19 protein-coding genes are annotated in these 26,438 nt (G+C 61.7%); 3 read left to right on the top strand and 16 right to left on the bottom strand.

Translation table 11 applies throughout. From position 1 onward, the window contains the following. Nucleotides 1-5: 5 nt before the first annotated feature. From BMY54_RS26280 to BMY54_RS26250, 7 genes are all read right to left on the bottom strand, one after another. On the bottom strand, nucleotides 6-989 hold the full coding sequence (locus tag BMY54_RS26280) for a sulfotransferase family protein (protein WP_093440287.1): 984 nt from the start codon (nucleotides 987-989) through the stop codon (nucleotides 6-8). Continuing rightward, a complete protein-coding gene (locus BMY54_RS26275) occupies nucleotides 977-1,762 on the bottom strand; it encodes an aspartyl/asparaginyl beta-hydroxylase domain-containing protein (protein WP_093440282.1) in 786 nt (261 codons plus the stop codon). The genes BMY54_RS26280 and BMY54_RS26275 overlap by 13 nt, the downstream gene beginning before the upstream one ends. Then, the gene (gene cysC / locus BMY54_RS26270) at nucleotides 1,759-2,364 is read right to left on the bottom strand and encodes an adenylyl-sulfate kinase (RefSeq protein ID WP_093440273.1); all 606 of its coding nucleotides are present in this window, start codon (nucleotides 2,362-2,364) and stop codon (nucleotides 1,759-1,761) included. Before cysC ends, BMY54_RS26275 begins: the two co-directional genes overlap by 4 nt. Continuing rightward, complete coding sequence (locus tag BMY54_RS26265) at nucleotides 2,348-3,865, bottom strand: TolC family protein (protein ID WP_093440267.1); 1,518 nt, start codon at nucleotides 3,863-3,865, stop codon at nucleotides 2,348-2,350. Before BMY54_RS26265 ends, cysC begins: the two co-directional genes overlap by 17 nt. 46 nt (nucleotides 3,866-3,911) lie before the next feature. Beyond that, a complete protein-coding gene (locus BMY54_RS26260) occupies nucleotides 3,912-10,319 on the bottom strand; it encodes an Ig-like domain-containing protein (protein ID WP_093440262.1) in 6,408 nt (2,135 codons plus the stop codon). A 56-nt stretch (nucleotides 10,320-10,375) separates the two neighbouring features. Then, nucleotides 10,376-11,221 (bottom strand): sulfotransferase family protein, encoded by an 846-nt coding sequence (locus tag BMY54_RS26255; RefSeq protein WP_093440257.1) that lies wholly within the window; start codon nucleotides 11,219-11,221, stop codon nucleotides 10,376-10,378. A gap of 150 nt (nucleotides 11,222-11,371) precedes the next feature. Beyond that, nucleotides 11,372-12,952, bottom strand: coding sequence for a glycosyltransferase family 39 protein (locus BMY54_RS26250; RefSeq protein WP_093440252.1), 1,581 nt, complete (start codon nucleotides 12,950-12,952; stop codon nucleotides 11,372-11,374). A 238-nt stretch (nucleotides 12,953-13,190) separates the two neighbouring features. Between BMY54_RS26250 and BMY54_RS26245 the strand changes: the two genes are divergently transcribed. Together BMY54_RS26245 and BMY54_RS26240 are read left to right on the top strand one after the other, a co-directional pair. Beyond that, nucleotides 13,191-13,778 (top strand): phage tail protein, encoded by a 588-nt coding sequence (locus tag BMY54_RS26245; protein WP_093440246.1) that lies wholly within the window; start codon nucleotides 13,191-13,193, stop codon nucleotides 13,776-13,778. A gap of 54 nt (nucleotides 13,779-13,832) precedes the next feature. After that, nucleotides 13,833-14,144 carry a DUF6916 family protein gene (locus BMY54_RS26240; RefSeq protein ID WP_093440242.1) on the top strand — a complete coding sequence of 104 codons (312 nt, stop codon included), beginning with the start codon at nucleotides 13,833-13,835 and terminating at the stop codon, nucleotides 14,142-14,144. 42 nt (nucleotides 14,145-14,186) lie between these two features. Here the strand turns inward: BMY54_RS26240 and BMY54_RS26235 are convergent, their stop codons facing one another. Genes BMY54_RS26235 through BMY54_RS26220 form a run of 4 tightly spaced genes read right to left on the bottom strand, consistent with a single transcriptional unit; the run spans nucleotide 14,187 to nucleotide 18,885 of the window. Continuing rightward, a complete protein-coding gene (locus BMY54_RS26235) occupies nucleotides 14,187-14,681 on the bottom strand; it encodes a GNAT family N-acetyltransferase (protein ID WP_093440237.1) in 495 nt (164 codons plus the stop codon). A gap of 11 nt (nucleotides 14,682-14,692) precedes the next feature. Then, nucleotides 14,693-16,789: a site-2 protease family protein gene (locus BMY54_RS26230; protein ID WP_093440233.1), complete on the bottom strand. Its 2,097-nt coding sequence runs from the start codon at nucleotides 16,787-16,789 to the stop codon at nucleotides 14,693-14,695. Continuing rightward, nucleotides 16,790-18,109 carry an efflux RND transporter periplasmic adaptor subunit gene (locus BMY54_RS26225; protein ID WP_093440229.1) on the bottom strand — a complete coding sequence of 440 codons (1,320 nt, stop codon included), beginning with the start codon at nucleotides 18,107-18,109 and terminating at the stop codon, nucleotides 16,790-16,792. Then, the gene (locus BMY54_RS26220; RefSeq protein ID WP_093440224.1) at nucleotides 18,106-18,885 is read right to left on the bottom strand and encodes an efflux RND transporter periplasmic adaptor subunit; all 780 of its coding nucleotides are present in this window, start codon (nucleotides 18,883-18,885) and stop codon (nucleotides 18,106-18,108) included. Before BMY54_RS26220 ends, BMY54_RS26225 begins: the two co-directional genes overlap by 4 nt. Before the next feature lie 486 nt (nucleotides 18,886-19,371). Here BMY54_RS26220 and BMY54_RS26215 point away from each other — a divergent pair, with 486 nt between their 5' ends. Beyond that, nucleotides 19,372-20,061: an NYN domain-containing protein gene (locus tag BMY54_RS26215; protein ID WP_093440220.1), complete on the top strand. Its 690-nt coding sequence runs from the start codon at nucleotides 19,372-19,374 to the stop codon at nucleotides 20,059-20,061. On the opposite strand, the gene BMY54_RS26210 is transcribed toward BMY54_RS26215, so the two are convergent. The 5 genes from BMY54_RS26210 to BMY54_RS26190 form a co-directional block, all read right to left on the bottom strand. Beyond that, the gene (locus BMY54_RS26210) at nucleotides 20,042-21,604 is read right to left on the bottom strand and encodes an efflux transporter outer membrane subunit (protein WP_175559668.1); all 1,563 of its coding nucleotides are present in this window, start codon (nucleotides 21,602-21,604) and stop codon (nucleotides 20,042-20,044) included. The two genes, BMY54_RS26215 and BMY54_RS26210, sit on opposite strands and share 20 nt — an antisense overlap. Then, complete coding sequence (locus BMY54_RS26205) at nucleotides 21,601-22,671, bottom strand: HlyD family secretion protein (RefSeq protein WP_093440215.1); 1,071 nt, start codon at nucleotides 22,669-22,671, stop codon at nucleotides 21,601-21,603. Before BMY54_RS26205 ends, BMY54_RS26210 begins: the two co-directional genes overlap by 4 nt. Nucleotides 22,672-22,698: 27 nt before the next feature. Then, a complete protein-coding gene (locus tag BMY54_RS26200; RefSeq protein ID WP_093440212.1) occupies nucleotides 22,699-24,237 on the bottom strand; it encodes an MFS transporter in 1,539 nt (512 codons plus the stop codon). A 223-nt stretch (nucleotides 24,238-24,460) separates the two neighbouring features. Beyond that, complete coding sequence (locus BMY54_RS26195) at nucleotides 24,461-25,378, bottom strand: LysR family transcriptional regulator (protein WP_093440208.1); 918 nt, start codon at nucleotides 25,376-25,378, stop codon at nucleotides 24,461-24,463. Between the two features lie 174 nt (nucleotides 25,379-25,552). Further along, nucleotides 25,553-26,419: an ABC transporter permease gene (locus BMY54_RS26190; RefSeq protein WP_093440204.1), complete on the bottom strand. Its 867-nt coding sequence runs from the start codon at nucleotides 26,417-26,419 to the stop codon at nucleotides 25,553-25,555. Nucleotides 26,420-26,438 lie beyond the last annotated feature (19 nt).

Raw genomic sequence — 26,438 nt, 5'->3', positions numbered from 1 at the left:
GGGGATCACATTTCAATGCAGGAGCCGCCGAAGGCTGCGATCTTTTGAATGCCGCGCAATTCTTCCAGGGCTTCAAATGGTGCTAGCGCAAAAGTGCGCACACGTTCCTGCAACAGCGCCGAAGCCTCGCGGCGCTTGTCTTCACCATCGGCAACAAACACTTGCGAAGGCTGTTTCGCATGCTGCGCGGCAGCGGCAAACACCTGCTGACGCTGCACATCATTCAATCGAAAGAACCGCGCCAAACGCCCTGCCATCGCATCAGGCAACTCACTGTAATTCACCGCCAAACCGCCGGAATCACGGCAATGCAGCCACCCGGCTTCAAGCAAGCGCCCCAAACGCCGCGCGATAAAATCTTCACGTCCTTCAAACGGCAAACCATCCTCCAATACGCAATCACCGAGCATCCCCGGCACCATGTGCATCCCCGGCCGGCGCAGATGAGAAACGGCAATTTCCAAAGGATCGCGATAGAGAAACAGCCACGGCGTATCTGCGAAACAGTCCTGCAGCAGCGGCCATTCACCGATGTTCCAAGCGTCGAGTTTGATCACCAGGCGCTGCTCCACACCGCGTCGGCGCTGACCATAGGCCGAGAGCAACCCGACGATGGCGGCCCGGCGCTCGCCGGCGGGTAAATCACTGCGTAACAAGGCGTCCAGCGGCGGTGGCTCGGACACGACGATGTGATCGTCGAGGCGGGCGAGCATCTGGCTGATCAGCGTCGAACCGCAACGCGAGGCGTGCAGCACAAATGCACTCGGTGCAAGCCCAGGGCTCTGCGTTTGCCATTCACTCAGCGCTGCCAAAGACGTCTGGCGCCGAAACGCCTGATTGAACGGCAGCCGTAATGCATCCTCGACCGCATCGCGAAAGAACGGCTGATGCAGCGCCGTGTCGCCGAACCAGCACCAATCCACCTGCCACTGCCCGTCAACCGGCCAGACACGAATCGGCAACCAACCGTCGAAACTCAACAGCTCCATTGTTCGTTCCATTGCCGCCGACCATTGCGCATCGCGGTACGCAGTTCTTCGCGAGAAAATACCAAGCCGCGTTCCGTCGCGAGTTCCAGCGTTCGGGCGATAAACACCTCAGGGTCATGCAGCGTACGCAAGGCCAGAGACAGCGAAACATCTTCAGCCACCAGCCGCTGAAAGCGCTGCAAGTCGGTATCGGCCAAACCCGGCGCTGGTGTGTCGGGCAAACCTTCGACGATCATCTGTTCGAGCCAGGCATCGGGTTTGCAATCGATGACCAGATGAATACGCGCAGAGGTATCGCGGTTATCCACTCGGTGCGGACGGGCGAGATCGAGAAACCAGCATTCCCCAGCAGCCATCGGCACGCGTTGGCCGTCGAGCCAGAAGTCGACATTGGGCGGACTGAGCAACGGAATGTGCAAACGGCGATCGGCGTCCGGGCCATTCAGATCGTAATCGCGATGTTCGTGAATGCGCGCGCCAGGGCCCAGGCGCAGCAGTCGAGCGCTGACGATATTCAGCGACAGATTGCGCAAGCCGTGGCGCCAGCGCTCATCACGCAACCACGGTTCGCGTAGCAACGGCTCACCGCGACCGGGCGACAGTTCGGTCAACGCATCGGCTGCCGAAATCAGCGCGACGCCACTCCAGTCACCCGAGAAATACTCGGTGTTGAAGTGACTGCGCCAGGCGTCGTCGGCAATCGCCGCCAGCGCTTGCAGCAACAGCGGCAAATCCACCGTCACCGGCAAACGCGAGAACGCCGGCCGGCTCATGTCCTGGGCAACACCGCGCACTCGCCGAGCCAGGTCAGCAATCGATCAAGGCAGGCTTCGACCGTTTGCGCACCGGTGTCGAGCACCAGCGACGCCTGCGTTGGCGGCTCATACGGTGCCGACACTCCGGTAAATCCAGCGAGGTCACCGCGTCGCGCACGGGCGTAATGCCCTTTCGGATCACGCTGCTCGCACACCGCCAGCGAAGCGCTGCACCAGACTTCGCGATAGTCGTCCCCCAAGCGTTGCGCAAACACCTCACGCAGTTCGGCCAGTGGCGCAATCATCGCCAAAATCACGATTTGCCCGTTTTCCACCAGCAACGCGGCGAGCTCGCTGGCGCGACGAATATTTTCCTGGCGATCAGCGTCGGTGAATCGCAGATCCCGATTGAGCCCGATGCGCAAACCGTCGCCATCCAGTACCACGCTTTGCAAACCTCGCCCGAACAACTCGGCGTGCAGCGCCTGGGCAAGTGTCGACTTGCCCGCCGCCGGCAAACCGGTCAACAGAATCGCTGCACCGCGATGCCCATTACGAACCTCGCGTTGCGTGCGGCTGACGCTGGCAACGGGCGCCAGCACATCACTGCGCTGGGGCATGCGCCACCACCGGCACCGAGATATCCCCCGACGCCCACGCCGACTCGCGGTTGGCCAGCGCGGTGGCGATCGACTGCACTTCGGTGGACTGCACCTGATCCGGCAGCGGATCGAGGCCGGCACTGGCGAAGATCTGGCCGTAGGCATTGCGCAGATCGGCGTACGACAAATCACGGCGCAAGTCGGCTTGCAGGTTGTTCAACTCGCCCTGAATCAACTCCAGCTCACCAATCCCGGCAGCCTGATGACGGTTGCGTAACTGGCCAACGATTTGCCCGTCGATGTCCGACAACTGTTGGTTGGTCTTGAACTGGCGCAAGGCTTCTTGATAGTTGGCATTCGCCACATACAGTTGCGCGAGCACCGCTATCGACATTGCTTGTCGCCGCGCAGTGGCCACTTCTTCGCCGGCCTTGGCGACGTTGATCGCCGCCGGAGCGGAGATCACGTTGAACAGGTTCCAGGTGACTTTCACGCCATAGTCGGCCCAGCCCTGCTCGACAAGGAAGGAGTTGCTGTCGTAATGCCCGCCAGCAGAAAACTCCAGGCCCGGCAGCAAGCGCAGCATAGCCTTGCGGGTTTCAGCGGCGCTGATGCGCGTCTGGTAATCCTGCTCGCGCAGTTCCGGGCGGCTAGTCAGGGCTTCCTGTTCGAGTTTGGCCAGATCGACCTTGAGTTCGGGAATCTGATAACCGTCATCGGTGGCCAAAGTTAAAGGGGTGCCCAGCGGCAAGTTGATCAGCGTCGCCAGTTCGGTTTTCGCCAGCGACAAGGCGCGGCGTTGTTCTTCCAGTTGCCGGGTCGCTTCGATCAGCGAGCGCTGGTAACCGAGCGACTGCACCGGATCACCAATGCGTTGATCGCTCAGGGTCTGACTGTTGTCGCGGGCGGTCTGCACTCGTGCCATCAGGCTGTCGATCTGCTTGAGCAGACGTTCAGCGGCCATCGCCCGCCAATAGGCCGAGCGCACGTCCTGAACGATGGTGTTGATCACCTTGCGGCGCCGTTCCTGGACGATCAGGCGCTGATCGCCCTGCTGCTTGGCGCTGATGTAGCTGACGCCGAAGTCGAGGACGTTCCAGACCATGGTCAGGTCGGCGACTTCGCGGTCACGATCCTGCGAGGTCGACGGTTCCAGAGACTGGGTGCCGGTGCGTACGCTCTGGCTGCTGGAGGCGTTGACGTTGTTGCGCCCGACGTAGCCGGCGTCCAGCGCCATGCGCGGCAGCATGTCGAAACTGGCGAGGTCGAGCTGCCGCTTGGCCAGCGCTTCCTCCATGATCTTCAAGCGGCCTTCGAGGTTGTACTTCACGGCGCGGGCCATGGCTTGGTGCAAGGTCAACGGACCGCGCAGCGGTTCCTGATCCTTGTACATGCCTTGCAGATCGCTTTTGGCACGCTGTTCACTGACGCTGCGCTCAATCGGTTCACTGGTCACTGCACATCCGCTGATCGCCAGCGCCAGCAGGCTGGCGCCGAACAACTTCTGACTTCTCTTCATCCCTGGATCGCCCCTAGGTCCCGCACAGTGTTGAGTTATGGTTTTTTCAGGCCGATATTTCGCTGATGCCGACCTGTTGCAGTGCTGCCGCCAGGTTGTCGACCCGGTGCTGTTCGTTGTCCTTGAGTTGTTGCAGTTGCTGGCCCAGCGTCGGCGCGCCAAATACGCCACGCAGGCCTTGAGAAACATCACCCGCCTTGAGTGACTGACTGCCGAACGCATTCAATGAATCGCGCTCGGTGGCACTGTCCTGATTGAACAGGCTCGCCAGTGTGCTGCTGCCGAACACGCCGCCGTCACCCCCGCCAAAACCGAGGAAGCCGTGACCGGATCCATCAGCGCCGCTGTCGCTGCTGCTGAACACTTGCGCGATGAAGCTCGGGCTGAGGGCTCCGTGATTCATGAAAATATCGCCCAGCGGACGGATGCCATTGCCGATCACCCGTTGCTCGAACAGCGGCGCGAAGGTCAGCGGGGAACCGAGATCGCCGGTCGGCGCGGTGAAAATGATCGGTTGTAACGGCACGTTCGGCGGCGGTGGCGGCGCCACCGGATCGCTGCTGCGAATCAGTGGATCGGGAATCACCACACTGGTTGGCGTAGTGGGAGGAACGACCGCCGGCACGGTGTTGATCGCGTAATTGTTCGAGCTGCTGACACCGCTGCCGCTGTTGCCGGACAGATCACTGACCCCGGCGCTGTTGACGCTGATGGCATTGCTGGCGCTGTTGACGTTGGCATTCGGCGTCAGGGTCGCGGTCCAGGTTTTGCCGCCGTCGCTGCTGCTCAGGTTGGACAAGGTGCCATTGCCAACATTGATGTCCGCCAGATCAAAACCACTGACCGCCTCATTGAAGGTGATGGTTACCTGGGAGGTCTGGCCGAGACCGAGATTCGGATTGGCAATCACCACCGTCGCCGTGGGCCGTTCGCTGTCGAGTGCGTAGTTGTTCGACACCGCCACCGTGCTGCCGACGTTACCGGCCAGATCCGTGACGTTGCTGGTGTCCAGCGCGATGAAGTTGCTCGGATCGCTGACGTTGGCGGTCGGCGTGAAGGTCGCGGTCCAGGTCTTGCCGCCATCACTGCTGCTGAGGTTGCTCAGATCACCGTTGGTCACGCTCAGGTCGGATAAGTCGAAATTGCTCACCGCCTCGCTGAAAGTGAAGGTCACCGTGGTGGTCTGGCCGATGCCCAAGTGCGAATTGGCGACCACGATGTCCACCGTTGGCCGGGTCGCATCCAGCGCGTAATTGTTGGAAATGGCGATGCTGGCGCCAAGGTTGCCGGCCAGATCCTGCACGCCGGCGGTGTCGACGATGATCAGGTTGGTCGCATCGTTGACGTTGGCGGTTGGCGTCAGCGTGGCGGTCCAGGTGACGCCGCCATCGCTGCTGGTCAGGTTCGCCAATGTGCCGTTGGCGACACTGATGTCCGACAGGTCAAAACCGCTGACTGCTTCACTGAACGTGATGGTCACTGTGGTGGTTTCACCGATGCCCAGGCGATTGTCGGCGACCACGATGGTTGCAGTCGGCAACGCCGTGTCGATGGCGAAATTGTTCGAATCGGTGGTGCCGACGCCACTGTTGCCAGAAGCGTTGGTCACCCCACTGTTGTCGAGGGTGATCAGGTTGCTGGTGTCGGTGATGTTGGCGGTCGGCGTCAGCGTAGCGGTCCAGGTAATGCCGCCGTCGCTGGAGGCCACATTGCTCAAGGTGCCGTTGGCGATGGTCAGGTCAGCGTTGCTGAAACCGCTGACCGCTTCACTGAAGGTGATGGTCACCGTCGAGCTTTCGCCGGCCTTGAGCGAGGTGTCCGCAACGACGATGGTCGCCGTCGGCACTTCGGTTTGCACCGCGTAGTTGGCCGAGTTGGTGGTGCCGGTGCCGGCATTGCCCGCCAGATCGCTGATGCCAGCGTTATTCAGCACGATCAGGTTAGTCGCATCGCTGAGGCCAATGGTCGGGGTAAACGTGGCGGTCCAGGTGATGCCGCCGTCGCTCGACGAGACGTTGCTCAGCGTGCCGTTGGCGACGCTCAGGTCGGAATTGTCGAAGCCCGTGACCGCCTCGCTGAAGGTAATTGTGACGAGCGCGGTTTCGCCCGGGCGCAAGTCGGTATCACTGATAACGATGGTGGCGGTAGGGCGCTGGCTGTCGATCACATAGTTGCCCGAGTCGGTGGTGCCGCTGCCGGTGTTGCCCGCCACGTCAGTAATGCCGGTGTTGTCCAGGGTGATGATGTTGCTGGTGTCCGTGATGCCCGCCGACGGCGTAAACGTCGCCGTGTAGGTGATGTTGTCCGACGTACTCAATCCGGAGAGCGTGCCGTTGGCCACGGTCAGATCGGCCAGAGTCAAACCGCTGACCGCCTCGCTGAAGGTGATGGTCACAGTGGTGGTCTGGCCGACGCCCAGTGCCGAGTCGGCGAGTGCAATGGTTGCCGTTGGGCGTTGGGTGTCGATGGCGTAGTTGTTGGAGTTGGTGGTGCCATTGCCCGCGTTGCCGGAGGCGTTTTGCACGCCGCTGTTGTCGAGGCTGATCAGGTTGGAGGCGTCGGTGATGTTGCTGGTTGGCGTGAACGTCGCCGTCCAGGTGATGCCGCCATCGCTGCTGCTCACCGCCGTCAGCGTACCGTTGGCAATCGTCAGGTCGGCATTGTTGAAACCGCTGACGGCTTCGCTGAAGGTGATGGTCACCGTCGTCGTCTCACCAATCGTCAGGCTGTTGTCAGCGACGACGATGGTCGCGGTCGGTGCCACGGTGTTGATGGTGAAGTTGCCCGAGTTGGTCGTGCCCGTGCCGGCGTTCCCGGCCAGGTCAGCGATCCCGGTGTTGGCCAGGGTGATGATATTGCTGGTGTCGTTGACCCCCACGGTCGGCGTGAACGTCGCTGTCCAGGTGATGCCGCCATCCGCGCTACTGACCGCCGTGAGCGTGCCGTTGGGCACGGTCAGGTCGGCGTTGCTGAAACCGCTGATCGCTTCGCTGAAGGTGATGGTCACCAGTGAGGTTTCGCCGGCGCTCAGGGCAGGATCGGCGATCACGATGGTCGCGGTCGGCCGCTGGGTGTCGATGCTGTAATTGTTCGAATCGGTGGTGCCGCTGCCAGCGTTACCGGCCAGGTCGGCGACACCGGTGTTGTCCAGCGTCACCAGGTTGGTGGCATCGGTGATGTTCGCGCTCGGCGTAAACGTCGCCGTCCAGGTAATCCCGCCGTCCGCACTGCTGACCGCCGTCAGAGTGCCGTTGGCGATGGTCAGGTCGGCGTTGGTGAAACCGCTCACCGCTTCACTGAAGGTGATGGTCACCAGCGAGGTATCGCCGATTTTCAAAGTATTTTGCGCGAACACCACGGTGGCGGTCGGCCGCACGGTGTCGATCGCGTAATTGTTGGAATCGGTGGTGCCGACGCCGGTATTGCCCGCCAGATCGGTGACCCCGCTGTTATTCAGCGTGATGAGGTTGGTGGCGTCAGTGATGCTGCTGGTCGGCGTGAAAGTGGCCGTCCAGGTGATGCCGCCATCCGCGCTGCTGACTGCGCTCAACGTACCGTTGGCAATGCTCAGATCGGCGTTGGTGAAACCGCTGACCGCCTCACTGAAGGTGATGGTCACCAGAGAGGTTTCACCGATTTTCAGCGCGTTGTCGGCGACCACGATGGTCGCCGTCGGCCGCGCGGTGTCGATCGCGTAGTTGTTGGAGTTGGTGCTGCCAGTGCCGGCGTTGCCGGACAGGTCATTGACACCGGTATTGTCCAGAGTGATCAGGTTGGTGGTGTCGGTGACGCTCGTGGTTGGCGTCAGCGTGGCGGTCCAGGTGATGCTGCCGTCGCTGCTGCTCAGTCCGCTCAAGGTGCCGTTGGCCACCGTCAGGTCGGCGGCGGTGAAGCCGCTCACCGCTTCGCTGAAGGTGATGGTCACCACAGAGGTTTCGCCTGCCGCGAGATTGGTGTCGGCAACGACAATGGTCGCTGTCGGACGCACGGTGTCGATCGCGTAATTGGCTGAATCGGTGGTGCCGCTGCCGGCGTTGCCGGCCAGATCCGCCACCCCGGTGTTGTCCAGGGTAATCAGGTTGGTGGCATCGCTAATGCTCGCGTTCGGGGTGAACGTCGCTGTCCAGGTGATGCCGCCGTCGGCGCTGCTGACGTTGGTCAGCGTACCGTTGGCAATTGTCAGGTCGGCGTTGGTGAAACCGGATACCGCTTCGCTGAAGGTAATGGTCACCAGAGATGTATCGCCAATTTTCAGCGCGGTGTCGGCCATGACGATGGTCGCGGTCGGGCGCTGAGTATCGATCGCGTAATTGTTCGAGTTGGTGGTGCCAACACCGGCCACGCTGTCGGACACTGCCGCCACCCCGGTGTTATCGAGGGTGATGAGGTTGGTGGTGTCGGTAATGTTGTTGGTCGGCGTGAAGGTCGCCGTCCAGGTAATTCCGCCGTCGGCGCTGGAAACACTGGTCAGCGTACCGTTGGCAATGGTCAGGTCGGCGTTGGTGAAACCGCTGACCGCACGACTGAAGGTGATGGTCACCAGCGAGGTTTCGCCGATTCTCAGCGCGGTATCGGCGACCACGACGGTGGCGGTGGGTGGTTCCACGTAAGCGGTGTTGAGCGTACCGCCGTTGTTGTAGATTCCCACCAGTGCGCTCGGCGTCGTGCCGGTCGAACCGCCGTTGGAAAGCCCCCCGCCACCGCTGGCGGCGCCGTTGCCGCTGATCGCCGCGAAGTTACTCGCGGTGATCAGCACCACACCGCCGTTGTTCCAGATCGCCCCGACGCCGCGACCGCCGGCACCGCCATCGGCACCGTTGCTGCCGACCCCACCGCCACCACCACCGCCGCCGCCGGCAGCAATGTTGTTGCTGATGACCGAGGTGCCGATGACTTTCAGGGTGCCGCTCGAAGCGTTGTAGATACCGCCCGCCGCATTGCCGCCGACGCCGCCGACTTTGTCCCAGCCGGAACCACCGCCGCCGCCGCCAATCGACAGGCTGCCGTTGCTCGCCGAACCGCCATTGCCGCCATGACTGTAACCGGCACCGGCGTTGCCGCCATTGCCGCCCACGCCACCGGTGCTGGTGCCGCCTCGGCCGCCCATGTCGGTCGGGCTGTAACCACCGCCATAACCGCCGGCATTGGCACTGCCTGCGCCGCCGGCATAAGTGCCGGTGGCTGGGCCGGACGAACCACCATGGCCACCGGTCTGGCCACCGATACCCGCGCCACCGCCACCGCCACCGCCGACATAACCGCCGGTCACCCCCCCGCCGCCACCACCGCCGGAAGCGGCGTTCGCGGTCACGGTGACGTTGTTCAGGGTAAGAGTGCCGGCGTTGAAAATACCGCCGCCCATGGCGCCCGCCGCCGCCGAGCCGCCATTACCGCCGTTGCCCGCCACCAGACCTTTGGTGATCACCAGGCCGTCGAGAGTCACGGTGCTGCCGGAGGTGACTTCCACCACGCGGGTTTTGTACTGACCATCGAGGGTCACGTCGGCGACGCCGTCGTTGTTCAGGTCGCCATCGACGGTGATGTTCTTGTTGATCAGCAATTCCGACGTGAGCTGAACGGTCATGCCGGAACTGAACGTGACAATGTCGCCGTTCTGCGCCGAAGCCAGCGCCGCGCGCAGGGAGCCGACACCCGAGTTGAGGTTGTTGGTCGCCGTCCAGGTGGCCAGGCCCCACTGGTACTCGCTCATGGCTTTGCTCGACAGCACGTTGGCGCTTTCGATGGTGCCGGTGGCGATCTCCAGATCCCAGTCGCCGCCGACACCGGTGCGATTGTTCGAAGCGGCCACATCACGTCCGGTCAACTGCGCCAGCGAGTCGACGAAACTCAAGCCACGATCACCTTCGGCGGTGTAGCAGCCGTAAATCAGGATGTCGCCACCGGCGTTCATGTCCTTGCCGATTTCCGCGAGGACCGCGCTGCGCTGGGCGACGCTGTCTGCCGAGAGATAACTGTTGCCCAGCCACAAGTCACCGGCGTTGCCGTGGGCAATGATCTGCACCGAGCTGACGCCGTGATGCTGATCAAGGAAGTCGGCGATCTGTTGCAAACCATCCTTGCTGGCGTCGAGTTTCACCACTTGCGTGCCGGGAGCAATGCCTTGCAGCAGGCTGTCGGCATCCTTCACCCGCGAATCGACGAACACCACACTCTGACCGGGCACCGCGACCGGGCTGGCCGCCGGCGTGGCATCAGCCTGGCCGTGGGTGTCCTTGCTCGCTACGGGATGATCGGCTGCCGGCGCCTTGGCCGCATCGGCAGCGGGGGGTGCATGGCTGTCGGCTTGCGCAGCGGTATCGGCCACGGTGGCGGCCACCGCGCCGTCGAACAGCATGCGCGGCTCCAGCGACATGATCATCGGCGAGGCCAGCGAACGCTGACCTGCGGTTGCCCGAGACCTGACTTTTGCACCGCCAAAAATGCTCCACCACATGCTGCTCACCCGAACTCGAACGAAGGTACGTAAGGCATCAATGAAAAACGCCGCGATCAACTGATCGCGGCGTCGGATTTCATACGAATGACATTGGCGGCGCTGGCTGAACCATCGAGCCAAAAGGACAAATCAGCGTATTGCTTGAACAGGTCGGGCGGCAGAATGGTGCGCCGTGACTGCAAGGCCACCTTCGGTTTGACCTTGTGCAGGCCAGCCAGGCCAAGGCCTTGGTCGAACGCCGGCGCGTCATAGGCCAGATGTTCGAAATCGTGCTCGAACCAGGGCTCACCGATAAACTCATAGACCAGCCGCAGCACGCGCTCCGGCGCCTGGGTCAACAAGTCGTAATCGATGATCAGCAGTGAGTCAGCGTGTTCGCCGTAATAGGCTTCCTTGAGCGCAGCCCAGGCAAAACCTACCAGGCGATTGCGCTGAGCCAGGGTTTCGCAACGGCTGTACACCGTGTTGCGCTCGACGGCATCGCCAAACAGCTTGGTGTTTTCAAAGGGATTGGCGCGGTATAAGCGTTCAAGACTGTCCATGACCCAAGCGACGTTGCGTACGCAGGCGATGACTTTGGCTTGCGGAAACAGATCGTTGAGTGCCGGCAGACGCGAGCTCCACTGCCGATTGGTGTCGAACACCACCGGTTTGTCGGCCTTGTCGGCATAGTAGGAGTCGAACAGACCACGCAACAGACGACGGCGCATGTCGGTGTCAATTACCGCGCCGTATTCACTGCCGGCGCTGCATTGCTCGAGGACACTGGCGAACAGCGATCCGACCGGGCTGGTCATGCCGGCGTGAAAGCGCGGGTTCTGCAAAAGAATCGCAGAAAGCAGGGTGGAGCCTGAGCGCGGCAAGCCGGAGATAAAGTGGAACTGCTGCAATCCCTTCACCCTGATCAAAAGTCCCTTTGTCCGACAAAGCGTAGTCCAACAACCCCCCTGCGACTAGTAGTGTTTTGATATCAATTCAGAGCAAAAAGAACTAACCAGTTATTTTTTTATCGCGGATTTAAAGGTGAAACGTTTTAGTCTGAACAGTCGCTATTCGGCTGCGGATTTCGGCGTGATCAAGCGCACTTGTGCCCCGCCCGCATGGACTTGCGCGCTGATCTGCCAAGTGGCGGGCAGCGCTGCAAACTCTGTCGGGTCATCCTGGGTGCCGACCAGCCATATCCGCGCGTTGCCAGAAACCTCGGCAAGGCTGTCGAGGTAGACATCGTCGCTGACCAGCGTACCGAAACCATATTGATTCGGCCGCGTCGAGCGGCCGTCTGCAGCCGGCGGCGTGTACAGCCGCACCTGTGCGTCGGTGCGATCGTAGTAGACGTAACTCAAGTACCAGAGCATGTCGCTGGTGATGATGCGATCTCCGGGCTGGAAATGCTGATTGACGTAGTTCACCACGCGATCGAACTGATCACTGCTGTCGACCGCGGCGTTGTTGTTCAGACCAACCATTTCCACCCCGAGCAATACCACCAGCACCGCCAACGCGAGGACCCGCACGCGGCTGTACAAACGGTCGATGGCCAGCGCCGCCAGCAGCGGCAAACCCAGGGCGTAGGCGGTCAGGTAGCGCTCGATGAATACCGGCGTGATGAACGACACCGCAAACACCAGCAACAGCGGTAAGCCGGTGTACAACGCCAGCAGGACACTGCCGCGCGACACGCTGCGATCACGAATGACCGCCACCGCCGTCAGCAGCAGCAATGCCAGCGGCAACGCGCCGAACACCAGCAACGGCAGATGTTCGCCGTCATCCTGGATCAGCCATGTCCAGATCATCGACGGCAACGACGCCAGCGTCACCGGGTCTTCCCAGCCGACATCGCCACCGACCTTGAGTTGTTCCATGTGCTGCGTCAGATCGAGCAGGTTGGGCAGCCACGGCAGGTACAACGCCGCGATGGCCAGATTCGCCAGCCACCAGCCCGGGCGCTGGATTTGCCGCAAGCGATAGCCGCGCTGGAACCGGATTACTCCCAGATAAACCCAGTGACACAGCGCCGCCAGCACCGCGAAGTAATGGGTATAGAACGCCGCCGTCATCAACAGCGCATAAACCACCAGATAGCGATGACGCTGCGGCCGGCGGATCCAGTAGACCAACGCCAGCGTCGCGGCGATCAACAACAGGCCGAGCAGCGAATACATGCGCACTTCCTGGCTGTAGCGCACCGCCGTCGGCAACAGCGCCAGCAGCAGGCCGGCGAGGATCGCAGCGCGGCGCGTGGCCAAGCGATCCACCAGCCAGATACCCATTCCGACTACGGCGAGGCCGGCCAGAGCGCTAAGACAGCGAATGGCAAAAATCCCGTCGCCGAACAGTTCGATCCAGCCATGCAGCAGCATGAAGTACAGCGGCGGATGCACATCAAACGCCGCGTGGCGCCAGATATCGCCCAGCGAGTAGCGCGCCAGTAGCAGGCTGGAACCTTCGTCGCCCCAGATCGCCGCCGCAGTCAGGTCGTAAAAACGCACAGCGGCGGCCAAGAGCAGGATCGGCAGCAGCCAGTGCTCCCTCGCCCAACGGATCAAGGGCAAGCGGACAAACCACGAACCCGGCGTCGCATGCGGATCCTGTGTGTCGCCCACCGGTGTCACTCTGTTGACCGCCATCGCTTCCTCTTGCCGTGCCACGACACCACGCCTGTATGAGCCCGAACCTGCCAGTCACTCTAGGTCAGGCGCAGGAGAACCGTCGATGCCGATTTGCGACTTCACGACACCCGGCAACCTTGCCAATCCGCGTCTACGCTCTGGCGTGGCGTGACCTGGCCACGGAGTGCCAAGGCAATAGCACCAGCCTGATCCCACTAGCGGCCCGCCGACAACCAATCAGAAGGATAAGGACTTTATGGACGTTTACATGGGCACTGTTCTGACGTTTGCCTTCAACTACGCGCCCAGCGGCTGGGCCTTGTGCAACGGTCAGATCATCGGCATCAACCAGAACCAGGCGTTGTTTGCATTGCTCGGCACCACCTACGGCGGCAACGGTACCGTCAACTTCGGCCTGCCCAACCTGCAGAGCCGCATGCCGATCTGCCAAGGCAATGGCGGGGGCCTGACGCCGAGAGTCATGGGCGAAATCTCCGGCGCCGAACAAATCACCGCCACCCTCAACAACCTGCCGAACCACACTCACACCCTCGCCGGCCTCACCGCCACCACCACCGTGCAACTGGCCAACCCGGCCAGCAATCCGGCGGGCGCGCCGACCGCGACCAACGCCTACATTGGTGCTTCGGGGACCGGACCAGGTCTGGCGAATATCTTTTCCGATGCTCAGGGCGCATCACCCGTTCCGCTCAAAGGCGCGGCCACCACTATCAGCGGCACGATCTCGCCAACTGGCAACGGCTTGCCGCTGCCCATCATGAACCCGTATCTGGTGATGAACTTCAGCATCGCGCTGAACGGCATTTTCCCTTCGCGTAACTGATCGACCACCGGGGGATCACCCTCCCCCGGCTCCCCACTTTGCCGGAGCGAGACCATGCTGCAATCGGTTAAAAGCCAACATTTCCAGGCCCTTCTCGGGCGGATCGGCACCCTGTATCTGCCCGATGGCAGCGCATTGCAAATCCATATCGGCGAACTCGCAGAGAAACCGCTGGCGCAAATGCGTTACAGCGAGCGCATGCCATTCAGCGTCGAACTGAGCAGCCTGGAAGCGACTGAATTCGTCGATGGTTTATGTACACTGGAGTTGCCTGAACTGGGGCGAGTGGACGGCATCTTCGTGTCGCGCGTACCACCGATGGGGCGGCCGCCAGAGCTGGCTTACTTCCACATCACCTTCAACTGACCCGAACCCAAGGAGCAGCCTTCGGCGGCTCCTGCACGGAGATTACTGGGGATACCAGACCAGTCGCTCCGCCGCCGGGTTGCTTTCTTCAACCGCAAACCCGAGCGCGAGGTAATGCCGTCGCGCATGGGGATTGCTGGTCCAGACCACCGTCGCCACCGGGCAGCGAATCTGCTGCGCGGCTTTCTGCACGCCTTGCAGCACCGCCCGTCCAAAGCCATGGCCACGCGCCTGCGGAATGAACGCCAGGTACAACACGCGAATCTCGTTGGCGCCGAAATCAGTACTCAACGCGCCAATCGCCGTGCCGAGTTTTTCTACCACGTAGTGCATGGCGTTGGGGTAGTTGTCGCCCATGCCCTGCTCCTGCACCTGAAACTGCTGCGCGACCAGTTGCTGCACCTGTTCCTGCTCGCCGTCGACCCATTGCAGGTCCGGCCGCGCCGTCTGATACAGGCCCTGCAAAAATGGCGCGTCGGTTGCCCGCGAAGGTCGCACCACCAATCCGTCTGCCGCCACTGCTGCGTTGTCCGCCATCGTGCTCTCCGTTAGAAACCGCTTTCCCTGACCCCCAGCGCCGCCATTCGGCGCCATGCCACACCGAGCAACGATTCGCCGCTACCCTGCAAAATCACGACACCGCGCAACGGTTGCGGCGGTGTCGGCGCGGTATCGAGCACGCTGAGCCGTGCGCCGTATTGCGCCTGCACCGGTTCGGCCCGCTGCTGTTGATCGCGGCGCACGGCAATCGGCCCGTGGTGATCGGAGGTCAGCGCCTCCTGATCGACGTAGGCCACGCCATTGGTGTCGATTTCATTCAATTGCACGGCGAGCGCCGGGTGCATCGGGTCATCGGCGATGAAGCGGCCACTGGCCCCGGGCTTGACTCGCCACAATTCGGCTTCGGCGAGATAACCGCGCAGGCGCGCGCCGTCTTCGACGACCCGTGCCAGTGCATCCTTGCTCGACAGCCAGCGCCCGACCGTCATGTTCGGCAGCAGATCACGCACGTTGCCGGCCTGCGGTGCGCGCAGCAGCAAGCGTTCGCGTTGCGCCGTCAGCCCGCGGTATTCGGCGACCGCTTCGGCCAATCGCTGCTCGACAATGCCAGCGTCGGCGGCGGTTTCGCTGCGACTGGCCTGACGACGCATCAACAGCTGCTGGATCTGGATTTCCCGGCGCACGATCGCCAGCCGCGATTCTAGATCCGGTGACTCCAGTTCGATCAGCACATCGCCCTGCGCGACTTTCTGCCCGTCCGTCACCTTCACCGCTTTGACCCGCGCCGCCGTCGGCGCGTGCAGGGCACTGGCGCGCCCGGCCTCGAGCATGGTCGGCAACTCCACCGAACTGCGCCACGGCACGATCAGCACCAGCAACAATCCGAGCAGCGCCAACCCACTGAGCAGCACGCGCGGGCCGTGCGCCTGTTCGCGGCGGCTCCACCACTGGCGCCACTCACGCATGATCGGCAGAAAAATGAACCACACCAGTTCCACCAGCATCAGGAAGATCCCCAACACCTTGAAAAACAGGTGATAGACCGCCAGTGCGATCCCGAAAAACAACGCTGCACGCCACAACCATGAGCCATACCCCCAGATCAGCAAACGCCGTTGCATCTTCGGCGACCACGGCTCCGGCGCCGGGGCGCCATAACCGAACAAAAACTCGCGCAGGCGCCAACGGCACAGGGCAAATGCGCGCCCCTGCAAGTTGTCGACTTCCCAGAAATCACTGATCAGAAAATAACCATCAAAACGCATGAACGGATTGAGGTTGACCACCAGCGTGGTGATCCACGTGGCGCTGGCGAGCATGAACGCCGCTGTGCGCCCCGGTCCATCCGGCAGCAACGACCATGCGAGTAGCGCAATACACGCCAACAGCAATTCCGCGAGCACACCGCCGGCACCGATCAGCAATCGCGCACGGCGATCATTGACCCGCCAGGCGTCGCTGACATCGGTGTAGAACATCGGCAGCAAGACCATGAACGCCACGCCCATGCTCTGCACTCGACACCCGGCGCGCTTGGCCATGAACGCATGGCCGAATTCGTGACAGAGCTTGGCAAAGAACAACGCCACGCCAAACGCCAATGCGCCGCCGAGGCTGAACAGGTGTGGAAACGTTCCGATAAAACGCTGCCAGTCGCGCGCCACCAGAAACACACCCAACGCCAGCGTCGCCGGGAAACCGTAACGCAGCAGGCGCGGGCCGAAGCGCGCAAGCCACGGCCACGCGCGATTGAGAAATGCGTCCGGGCGCCACAGCGGAATACGGAAAAACAGATATTGATGCAGGAGGATTTGCCACAGGCTTTGCTTCTGTGCCAAGGCCTTGAGGCGGTAGCTGGCGCGCTGTTGATCGTCGAGCGCACTGATCAAATCGTGTCCGCGCAAGAACTCCAGCAACTGCTCAAGCTCGGTGCCGGTCAACGGTAAACCCGGCTCGCGATTGGCCGCGCGCAAGACTTGCTCGGCGTCGCCCAACGACCAATGGCGCAACAAGCGCATCGCCGCCGTGCCCAGTTTGAAATAACGCCCGCGCACCGGATCGGCGAGGGTCCAGCGCGGCGAACCGTCCAAGGCCGGTGCCGCGGGCGACAGTTGCAGGTCGGCACGCAGGCTCGGCAGATTCATCTACAGACCCACACTCTGGCGCAAACCGGCCAGTGGCCGGCGCAGCAAGTACAGCGCCAGCGGCGCGCGGTCGCCGAAGATTTTCGCCGTGCCGCGCAGGCCGATGCGTGGCGGTGCCTCGGTAAAATTGGCGTCGAGCCGATAGGCCAGTTGCCCGCCCGCCGTCGGCTGCGCCTCGTACGCCGAGCGTTCCAGTGTGGCGAGATGGCGCTTCAGCGGATCGCTGTCGAGAAACAACGCCACTTCGGCACCAGGCTCCAACGAGATCGCGTCGCCCACCGCCAGTTCGATACGTAGTTCAGCCTGATTGGGGTCGGCAATTTCCATCAGGCGTTCGCCGGTCTGCACCGGTTTGCCGGTCAAGCGCTCGGCGTCGGCGAACACCGCGATGCCATCACGTTCGGCACGCACTTCGCTGCGCTTGAGCAGCTCACGGGCGTAGTCACGTTCGGCGCGCTTCTGCTCAACCCGAGCGGCGAGCAAGTCGACTTTTGCGCTCGACTCGGCATCGGCAAACGAGCGCTGGGAATTGGATTTCAGTTCAGCTTCGGCCACACCCAGCGCACGCTCAGCGACGTCGGCCTGCGCCTTGAGCGTGGTGCTTTCGAAACGCACCAGCACATCGCCGTTTTTTACAGTTTGATTGGGTTTGACCAGAAACCCGGCGATTACTCCGTCCAGCGGCGCCACCACCACGCGGCCACCCAGCGGTACCACTTCGGCCGGGGCCAGCACCGATTGACGCACCGGAAGCAACAGCCCGAGCAACAGCACCGCGAGCAACGCCACCTGACGCTTGCGGGTCCAGCGCAGCCGCCACGGTTTGCGCGGTTGCAGCGCCAGCCAGGCGTGGCTGTAGGTGTCACCGAGTTGCGACAGCAAGACTTGTTCGGAAGGATTCCACGGCACATCGCGCGCCAGCCACAAGCCGCCGAACACCTGCGCGTCGCGATCCACCAGCGGTAACCAGAACACCTGCGCAGCGGACAGACTGCGCCAGTCGGCCTGGATCGATTCGCTGAGCAGTTCCGGCGCGATCACCCGCGCTTGCTTCAGCACACCCTGCTTGAACAACTGCGCCACGGCCTGCTCAACGAACGCCACGAACGGCGCATTCGGTTCGACCGCACTGACGCCCGTCACGGCTTGTACCTTGCCGGCGATCAATAACGCGGCATGGCGAAAGCCAAACAACGACTGGCCGTCATTGACCAGGCTGTAGGCCAGTTGCGCGGCATCACGGGCAGCGCGAGTCTGCCGTTCAAGGTCGAGAAACCGCGCGAACACCTGTTCAGCGCCGCCGCTCACCGGCGCGTTCACTTCAGCTCCGGGAAACGCGCGGTGCCGCTCATGCCGGCGAGCAAACCTTTGGCTTCGGGAAGTGTTGCGACCAGCAACAGGGTCTGACTGCCCTCATCGATTCGCGCGCCGAGGCGTTTGACCGTGGCGTCGATGGCCTGGCCGGTTTCATCGGGAACGAAGCTGAAGGTCTGGCCGGGCTTGAGTCTGGCCATCCAGCGCGACGGCACCAGCAAATGAATTTCGAGGGTGCGGTTATCGACGACATCGAGCAGCGGTGCACCGGCCGGCACGCTTTCATAGCGCTGCACCTTGCGCTCGACCACTTGCCCGTCGAACGGCGCGACGACGCTGCAGCGCTTGACCTGCACTTGATACACCTGGGATTGCGCCTGAGTTTCGCTGACCTTGGCCTCGGCCCGCGCCACTTCGAAACGCCCGACAGAGTTGAGTGCAGCCAACTGTTTGTTATGCGCCAGCTCTTCACCGGCACCACGGCTGGCCGCTTGTGCGGCATTCAGCTGCGCTTGATAGGCCGAGCAATCGAAACGGGCCAACGTATCGCCCTTCTTGAACGACTCGCCCTCACTGAACGGCAGTTCGACAATCCGCCCGGAAAGCTCACTGGCCAGCGTCGCCTGATCGCGCGCCCGCAACACCCCCCGCGCCTCACTGCTCGCAGTGGCCGACCCCGTCGCCGGATTATCCAGCAGCGGATCGTCTGGCCCGGGCGTTTGCGCCTGAACTGCACACGTTATTAAGGTCAATCCGATAACCCAACCGCGAAAACGCTGCATAACCGCTACTCCCTGACGGATGTGCGGAGTCTACGACAGCGGGGGTTAGCGTCAAGCGAAAGGCCATCACTCTTCGGAAATGTAATGTTTCAAAAGAGAAAGCCGCTCAATGACCGTTTAAGAGATGTAGGCAAATTCCGGCGTCCTACACGAGTTGGGGATACTGCTGATTGCTCACTGCGAAAACGGCGATAGACAGGCTACCTATGCAAATAGGCGCGGAGCGAATTTACCTCTCTCTGCAACAACCTCTAATACACAAGCCCTTAAATGGCTTGACCATGGCGGATACCAGCAACCAAAACTGACAAGCCGGTGCTGGAGCTAAACCAGCGGAGTGAGCGTGCAATTATTTGGTGGTTGACCTGCATGACGCGCTCAATCTAGGATTGCCTTACTCAACCCCGTACGTAGCGATTCAGTTCGCTGGCAGTTGGGGTGAAGAAACCGGCCTAGGCCGGTTTTTTCGTTTCTGAGGAATAATTTGTGCGTACTGCTTTCTTTGTTGATGGCTACAACTTGTTCTATGGGCTGCTCGCGGGCACCCCCTATAAATGGCTCAATCTCGAAGGTTTGCTGATTCATGTCGCACACATCGAAAACCCGCAGAACGCCGTTGTCTCGATTGACTATTTCACCTCATCAATAAAACCAGAACTCGCGACGCTGGGCCGAATTTCAAAAGAGGCCCAAGACACTTACATAAGGGCACTGCGCACGACCAATGTCAGAGTGCATTTTGGTCGGCATCATCTTGAGCAGGCTAAAGCGCCTCGATTCATCGACAAAAACACCAAGGCCTCACGTCAGGACAAGGTCGACATCTGGAAGCTTGAAGAAAAGGAAACCGACGTTCATATCGCGATCAGCATGTATCGCACTGCCTGCCACCAGGCAATGTTCGCAACGCAAGATCGCGTCGAACAACTCGTACTGGTTTCGAGTGACACTGATATCACCCCCGCATTGAGAGCAATACGTGCGGACTTTCCTCACCTAACCATCGGCGTCATTCTTCCTCACAGGGCAGGTTTGAATCGGCCCACCCCGGGTTCTCTGAAAGATCACTCTCACTGGCTGCGCCGCGTGATCACAGAGGAAGAATTGCTCATTAATCAGTTTCCAGGCCGAGTAGCCACGCACAAAAAACCAGCGTTCAAACCGGATTATTGGTAGGTACTTCTGCCGGATACACCGACTCCCATCCCCCACCCAACGCCTTGTACAAACCCACCATCGCCAACGAAACACCGGTCGAACTCTCAACCCACTGCTCCTGCGTCGCCAGCAGCGCGCTTTGCACGGTGAGGACGTTGACGAAATCGACCACGCCTTCGACGTATTGCTGTTGCGCGGTGCGCAGGGCGATCTGGTTCTGGCGGACGGCTTCGGCGAGGCTGTCACGGCGGCGTTGACTGGCGTTGTAGGCGGTCAGTTGATCGTCGATTTCGTGCCATGCGCGCAGTACGGTTTGCTGGTAGGCGACGGCCGCTTCCTGCTGCTGGGCTTCGCGCAGTTGCAGCATGCCGCGCAGGCGTCCGCCGTCGAACAGCGGCAGGCTGAATTGCGGGCCGATGCCGAACGCGCGTGAGCCCCACGAGCCAAAGTCGCTGAGTTGCATGGCTTGCGAGCCGAAGTTGCCGGACAAGGTGATACGTGGATAGAAATCACCCTTGGCCACGCCGATATTGGCGGTGGCCGCATGCAGACGCGCTTCGGCCTGGCGGATGTCCGGGCGGCGTTCGGCCAGTTGTGACGGCAGGCCGATGGCGACTTGCAGCGGCGACTGCGGCACGGCTGCGTCTGTAGATAACTCCTTGGCCAATGCCTGTGGCGGTTCGCCCATCAACAGGCTGATCGCATTGATCAGTTGCGATTGGCGCTGTTCCAGCGCGGGCAGGCGCGACTCGATCGCGGCGACTTGCGCGGCGGCTTCGGCAACGTCGAGGTCAGTCGCCACGCCGTCGGCCAGGCGCAGTTGCGAGAGTTTCAGGCTGTGCCGGGCGACGTCGAGGTTCCGCTCGGTGACGGCGCGGGTGTTTTGCACGCCGCGCAGTTGAATGTAGTTTTGTGCGGTGTCGGCAAGCACCGCCAGCAACACCCCACGACGGTCGTTTTCGGCGACTTCGAGGTTGGCGTCGGCGGCTTCGGTTTCGCGGCGCACGCGACCCCAGAAATCCAGTTCCCACGATGCGGAAAAACCGGCGTCCCACAGGTTGAAAGCGGAATCGCCGTTGTGTCCGGACGGATCGTTCAGGCCTTTGCCGCTGTTGCGTTCGCGCGCGTAACTGCCAGTGGCGGCGGTGTTCGGATAACGATCAGCGGTGATCACCTGGCGAGCGGCGCGGCTTTGTTGCAGACGGCTGCTGGCTAGTTGCAGGTCGAGGTTGCTCTGCACCGCACGTTGAGTGAGCGCGGAGAGTTGCGGGTCGTGGAAGACTTCCCACCAGCGTTCGTTCAGGGGTTCGCTGATGGCTTGGCTGGGGGCGGAATTGGCAGGTTTGGCCCAGTCGGCGATTTGTGTGGCTTCGGGTTTCTGGAAATCAGGGCCTACGGTGCAGGCGCTGAGGCTTACTGCAAGCAAGATACTTAAAGTGAGTGGCTGCCACTGGCCTCTTCGCGAGCAAGCTCGCTCCCACAGGGGGGCTGCGGTGTTGCCGAGGTCCAATGTGGGAGCGAGCCTGCTCGCGAAGGCGTCGGTTCGATCAACACGGCTCATCGCTGAGTCACCTCACGCACCGACGTCGCCGAGCTTCTGGTATCAATGCTCGCCTCCACCGACATGCCCACCCGCAACCGTTCGGCCAACGGCTGCCCCGGTTCCAGCATGATCTTCACCGGAATCCGCTGCACCACCTTGGTGAAGTTACCGGTGGCGTTGTCCGGTTTCACCGCCGCAAAGGTCACGCCCGTCGCCGGAGCGATACTCTCGACACGACCGGTCAGCGCTTCACCACCCAGGCTGTCGACGCGTACTTGCACCTCTTGCCCTGGCTGCACGTCAGTCAGTTGCGTCTCCTGAAAGTTCGCCACGACATATGCCTGCTTCAAAGGAACCACCGCCAGCAGCTTGCTGCCCGGCGTCACATAGGCACCAACACGCACGGCGCGCTCACCGATCATGCCGTCCTGCGGTGCAGTGATACGCGTGTAAGAGAGTTCAAAACTGGCGATTTCCAGCGCCGCTTGTGCGTGCTTCAAACTGCCTTCGGCGGCATCCCGCTGAGCCGTGAGAATGTCGACCTGCTTGCGCTCTGCCGCCAGTTTCGCCGTGGCGGTGTCGAGATGCGCCGTGGCTTGATCGATGCGAGTACGCGCCTGTTGCGCGTTCTGCACCGTACCGGCACCAACGCCGGCCAAATGGTTGTAGCGATTCAACTCCTGCTGGGCGAAAGCCATTTCAGCTTTGGCCGACACCACCGAGGCCTGCGCCTGGGCGATCACCGAAGTCTGGCGTTCCAGCGTCGCTTTGGCGTTCTGCAATTGCGCCCGCGCGACCAGGGTCTGCGCGTCCGCCGCTTCGGCTGACGCGCGCAAATCGCGATCATCAATCAGCGCCAGCAATTGCCCGGCCTTCACTTGCTGGTTGTCTTCCACCAGCACTTCCTTGATGAAACCGGCCACACGCGGCACCACCAGGGTGTAGTCGGCAGAGACAAAGGCGTCGTTGGTGTTTTGCTGGGTGCGTTTGCCAAACACGCCGGGCAGCGCCAGATACACCAGCACGCCGACGGCCAGCGCGGCCGCGATGGCCACCGCGAGTTTTTGCTTTGCTTGAGTCGTCATAAAAACCTTCATTGTTCAGTGCAGTAATCAGGTCGACGCGCGGGGCGGAAAGATCCGCGTCGGCAGCCAGAAAATCAGCAGGATCAACGCCACCGCGACGCCGGCCATGCACACATAGAGATCGGAAGAAGTCAGCACCACGGCTTGTTCGTGCAGGCGATGGGCAAGGCCCGGATCGCTGCGATCGGCAAGCGGCGAATTGCCGAGGCTGTCGACCAACATGGTCGAGTGGAAATGCAGACGCGCCGTAGTCAGCGCCTCAAGCACCCCGGTGGCGACCACCGCCGCCAGACCTTTCACGGTGTTGAACCACGCCGAGGCAAACGGACCGTCCGTTGGCTGGATGCTGCCGGTCGAGAGCATCAACAGCGGCAGCACCGACATCGGCTGGCCGAAGATCTGCAGCCATTGCAGAACGTAGAAGTTGTCGCGAATCCATTCTGAAGTCAGCAGCGATCCGCCCAGGCAGGACAGCGTCAACATGCTCAAACCCATGCCAAGCACCCAGCGGCAATCGACCCAGCGCAGGTTGCACAACGCTGCCACCAACGGCAGCGCAATCAGTTGCGGCAATGCGGCGATCAGCATGATCGGTGCGGTCTGCGCCGGGCGATAACCCTGCACCTGCGCCAGATAACTCGACGGAATCAACACCACCGCCTGCAGAACTATCAGCACACCGGCCAAGGTCATCAAGGCGAACGACAGGTTACGAATACCGAGCATCTGCAATTTGAAAAACGGGATCGGCTGCGACCACTCGTTGATCAGGAACGCCACCAGCAGCAGCGAGCCGGCGCCGAGCAATCCACAGATCAGGCTCGACTCGAACCAGTCCAGCCGATTGCCCTGCAGCAAACCGATCACCAACATGCAGATCGCCGGAAAGCCCAGCAGCAGGCCTTTCCAGTTGAACGATTTGAGGCGCTCCAGGCGCAGCGGGTCCTGCGGAATACCCCACGCGACCATCGCCATGGCGATCAGGCACGGCACGATGATTTGCCAGAACGTCCACTGCCAGCCGACGTATTCGGTCCACAAACCGGCCAGCGGCGTGCCGAGACCCGGGCCGAATGTCGCCGTCAGTGCGTAGCCGGCCAGACCGTAAAGCTTGATGTTCGCCGGCAAAAAGCGCAGGGCGACGGTCATCAGCATCGGCGGTAACGCACCGCCGGCCAGACCTTGCAGGATGCGCATCAGCAGCAGACTTTCGTAATTCGGCGCGAACGGGCACAGCACACCCAGCAAGGTGAACAGGCCAATGGCGCAGAGAGTGAAGCGGCGCAACGAGAAGGTCACCGAACACCACGGCGCGAAGGCCATGGCCGCGACCGAGGTGGCGGTGTAGCTGGCGACCAGCCAGGTGCCTTCGTCGTAACCGATGTGCAACCCGCCACGGATGTCGGCCAGGGCTACCTTGGTGACCATCTCGTTGAGGCCTGACACCAGCACCGCCAGCAGCACGCCGACCAGGCCAATGATGATCCGCGCCCCGAACACCGGTGGCGTCGCCGCCTTCGCCGGGCTGGCCGCAGCGATGGGCATCGCGGCCGTCAGGGATGTCATGAGTACACACTCCGGAGGGAAAAATACCGGAGCATCTTAGTCGGGCTTGGCAATGACGAAAATTGACTTATTGGCAGGTTATAAGTGCGCCAGACGCAACAATTAACCTCTGTAGGAGTGAGCCTGCTCGCGATAGCGTTGGGTCAGCCAATGTATGTGTTGACTGACACACCGCTATCGCGAGCAGGCTCACTCCTACAAGGGTTTTGTGTGGGTTCGCAGGTTAAGGCTGGGCCGCCAGCCAGGTTTCGTCGCAGCAAGTCTTGAGGGTTTCACGCAGCCAGCGATGTGCCGGATCCTTGTCGAAGCGCGGGTGCCAGGCTTGGGTCAGCATCAAGGTCGGCAACGGGATAGGCAGGTCGAATGAGCGCAGTTTCAAACCCAGCCGGCGCACGCTGAGCAGCGCTTCTTTGGGCACCGGCAAGATCAGATCGGAATCCGGCAAGGCAAACATCGCCGCATGGAAACTCGGCGCGATCACCGCCACGCGCCGCTCCAGGCCTAGCGCATTCAGCGCCGTATCGATCGGGCCGCGCGCGATGCCACGGCGCGACATGCTGATATGGGAAAACCCGGCGTAGCGCTCGGCGGTGATTTCACCGTCGAGCAGTGGATGGTCTTCTCGCACCAAGCCGACAAAATGCGTCGAGAACAGGTTCTGCACTTTGACTTCCGGGGTGACGGGTCGGGTGTTGCTGACGCTCAGATCGATGCGGCCCTCGCGCAGTGCCTCATCGTCGCCATCGCCTTCCGGGACGAAACGCAATTCGCAGTGCGGCGCCAATTGATCGAGGGTGTCGAACAGCTTGCCGCCGTAAACACCGATGAAAAAGTCATTGGCGCGGATGTTGAAACGACGGCGTAACGTGCCCAGTTCCACGGTGTCGGCGGAACGGAACAACAGCGCGGCCTGCTCGACCACATCGCGCACCTGTTCGCGCAACTCCAGCGCCTTGGGGGTTGGCACTAGGCCACGACCGGCGCGCACAAGGATCGGGTCACCGATGGCTTCGCGGATCCGCGTCAGGGTACGGCTCATGGCGGCCGGGCTGAGATTCATCCGCCGCGCCGCGCCGACCACACTGCCCTCGTCGAGCAAGGCGTCGAGGGCGACCAGAAGGTTCATGTCCGGAAGTTGCATGCTGAGCACTCATGGCTGATCAGGATTGATCTGGGCGCAATGCTAGCAAACATCTTTCAGAGTAGGCGTTGATCTTACTGACGCCTTCGCGAGCAAGCTCGCTCCCACATTTGGAATGCATTCTCCTGTGGGAGCGAGCTTGCTCGCGAAGGGGCCAGACGCAACGCCACAGAGTTACCGCTGCATCCCCCACCGCTTAACGGTCACCCGCTCCAGCGTATCGAACACCAGGTTCTCCACCAGCAACCCGATCAGGATCACCACCGCCAACCCGGCAAACACCTTGTCGGTGTACAGCTCATTACGGTTCTGGAAGATGTACCAGCCCAGACCGCCCTTGCCACTGGTCGCGCCAAACACCAGTTCCGCCGCGATCAACGTGCGCCAGGCAAACGCCCAGCCAATCTTCAACCCGGCGAGAATCGACGGCAGCGCTGCCGGAATCAGGATGAACAGCACCAGTCGCAAGCCCTTCAAACCATAATTGCGCCCGGCCATGCGCAAGGTTTCCGAGACACCGAGAAACCCGGCATAGGTATTCAGCGCCAGCGCCCACAACACCGAATGCACCAGGACGAAAATCAGGCTGTTCTGCCCCAGACCAAACCACAGCAGCGCCAGTGGCAACAGGGCAATCGCCGGTAGCGGGTTGAACATCGAGGTCATCGTGCTCAGCAGATCGCGGCCCAACTGCGTCGATACGGCCAACGTGGTCAGGGCAAATGCCAGAACGATGCCGATCAGATAACCCTTGATCAGCACCACCAGCGATATCCACACTTTGGCCAATAACTCACCACTGAGCAGCCCGTCGAACAACGCATGACTGGTCTGCAGGAAACTCGGCAGCATCAGGTCATTGTTCTGAATCCGCGCGACCACTTCCCACAACACCGCCAGCACAATCAGGATCAGGCTTTTACGCAGCCAGCCCTGCTGCCACAGTCGCGTGCCGAGCGAAAGCTCTCGCTCGACCGGCACCTGCGTCAACGGTTCCAGCACAATTTCAAACTCTTCACGCACGGGTGATGAATGGCTCATCGGGTAGTCCTCCTGGCCG

Origin of the sequence: Pseudomonas sp. ok266 (assembly GCF_900110195.1) — a bacterium.
Lineage (GTDB): Bacteria > Pseudomonadota > Gammaproteobacteria > Pseudomonadales > Pseudomonadaceae > Aquipseudomonas > Aquipseudomonas neuropathica.
This window is presented reverse-complemented; position numbering and strand designations above follow the sequence as displayed.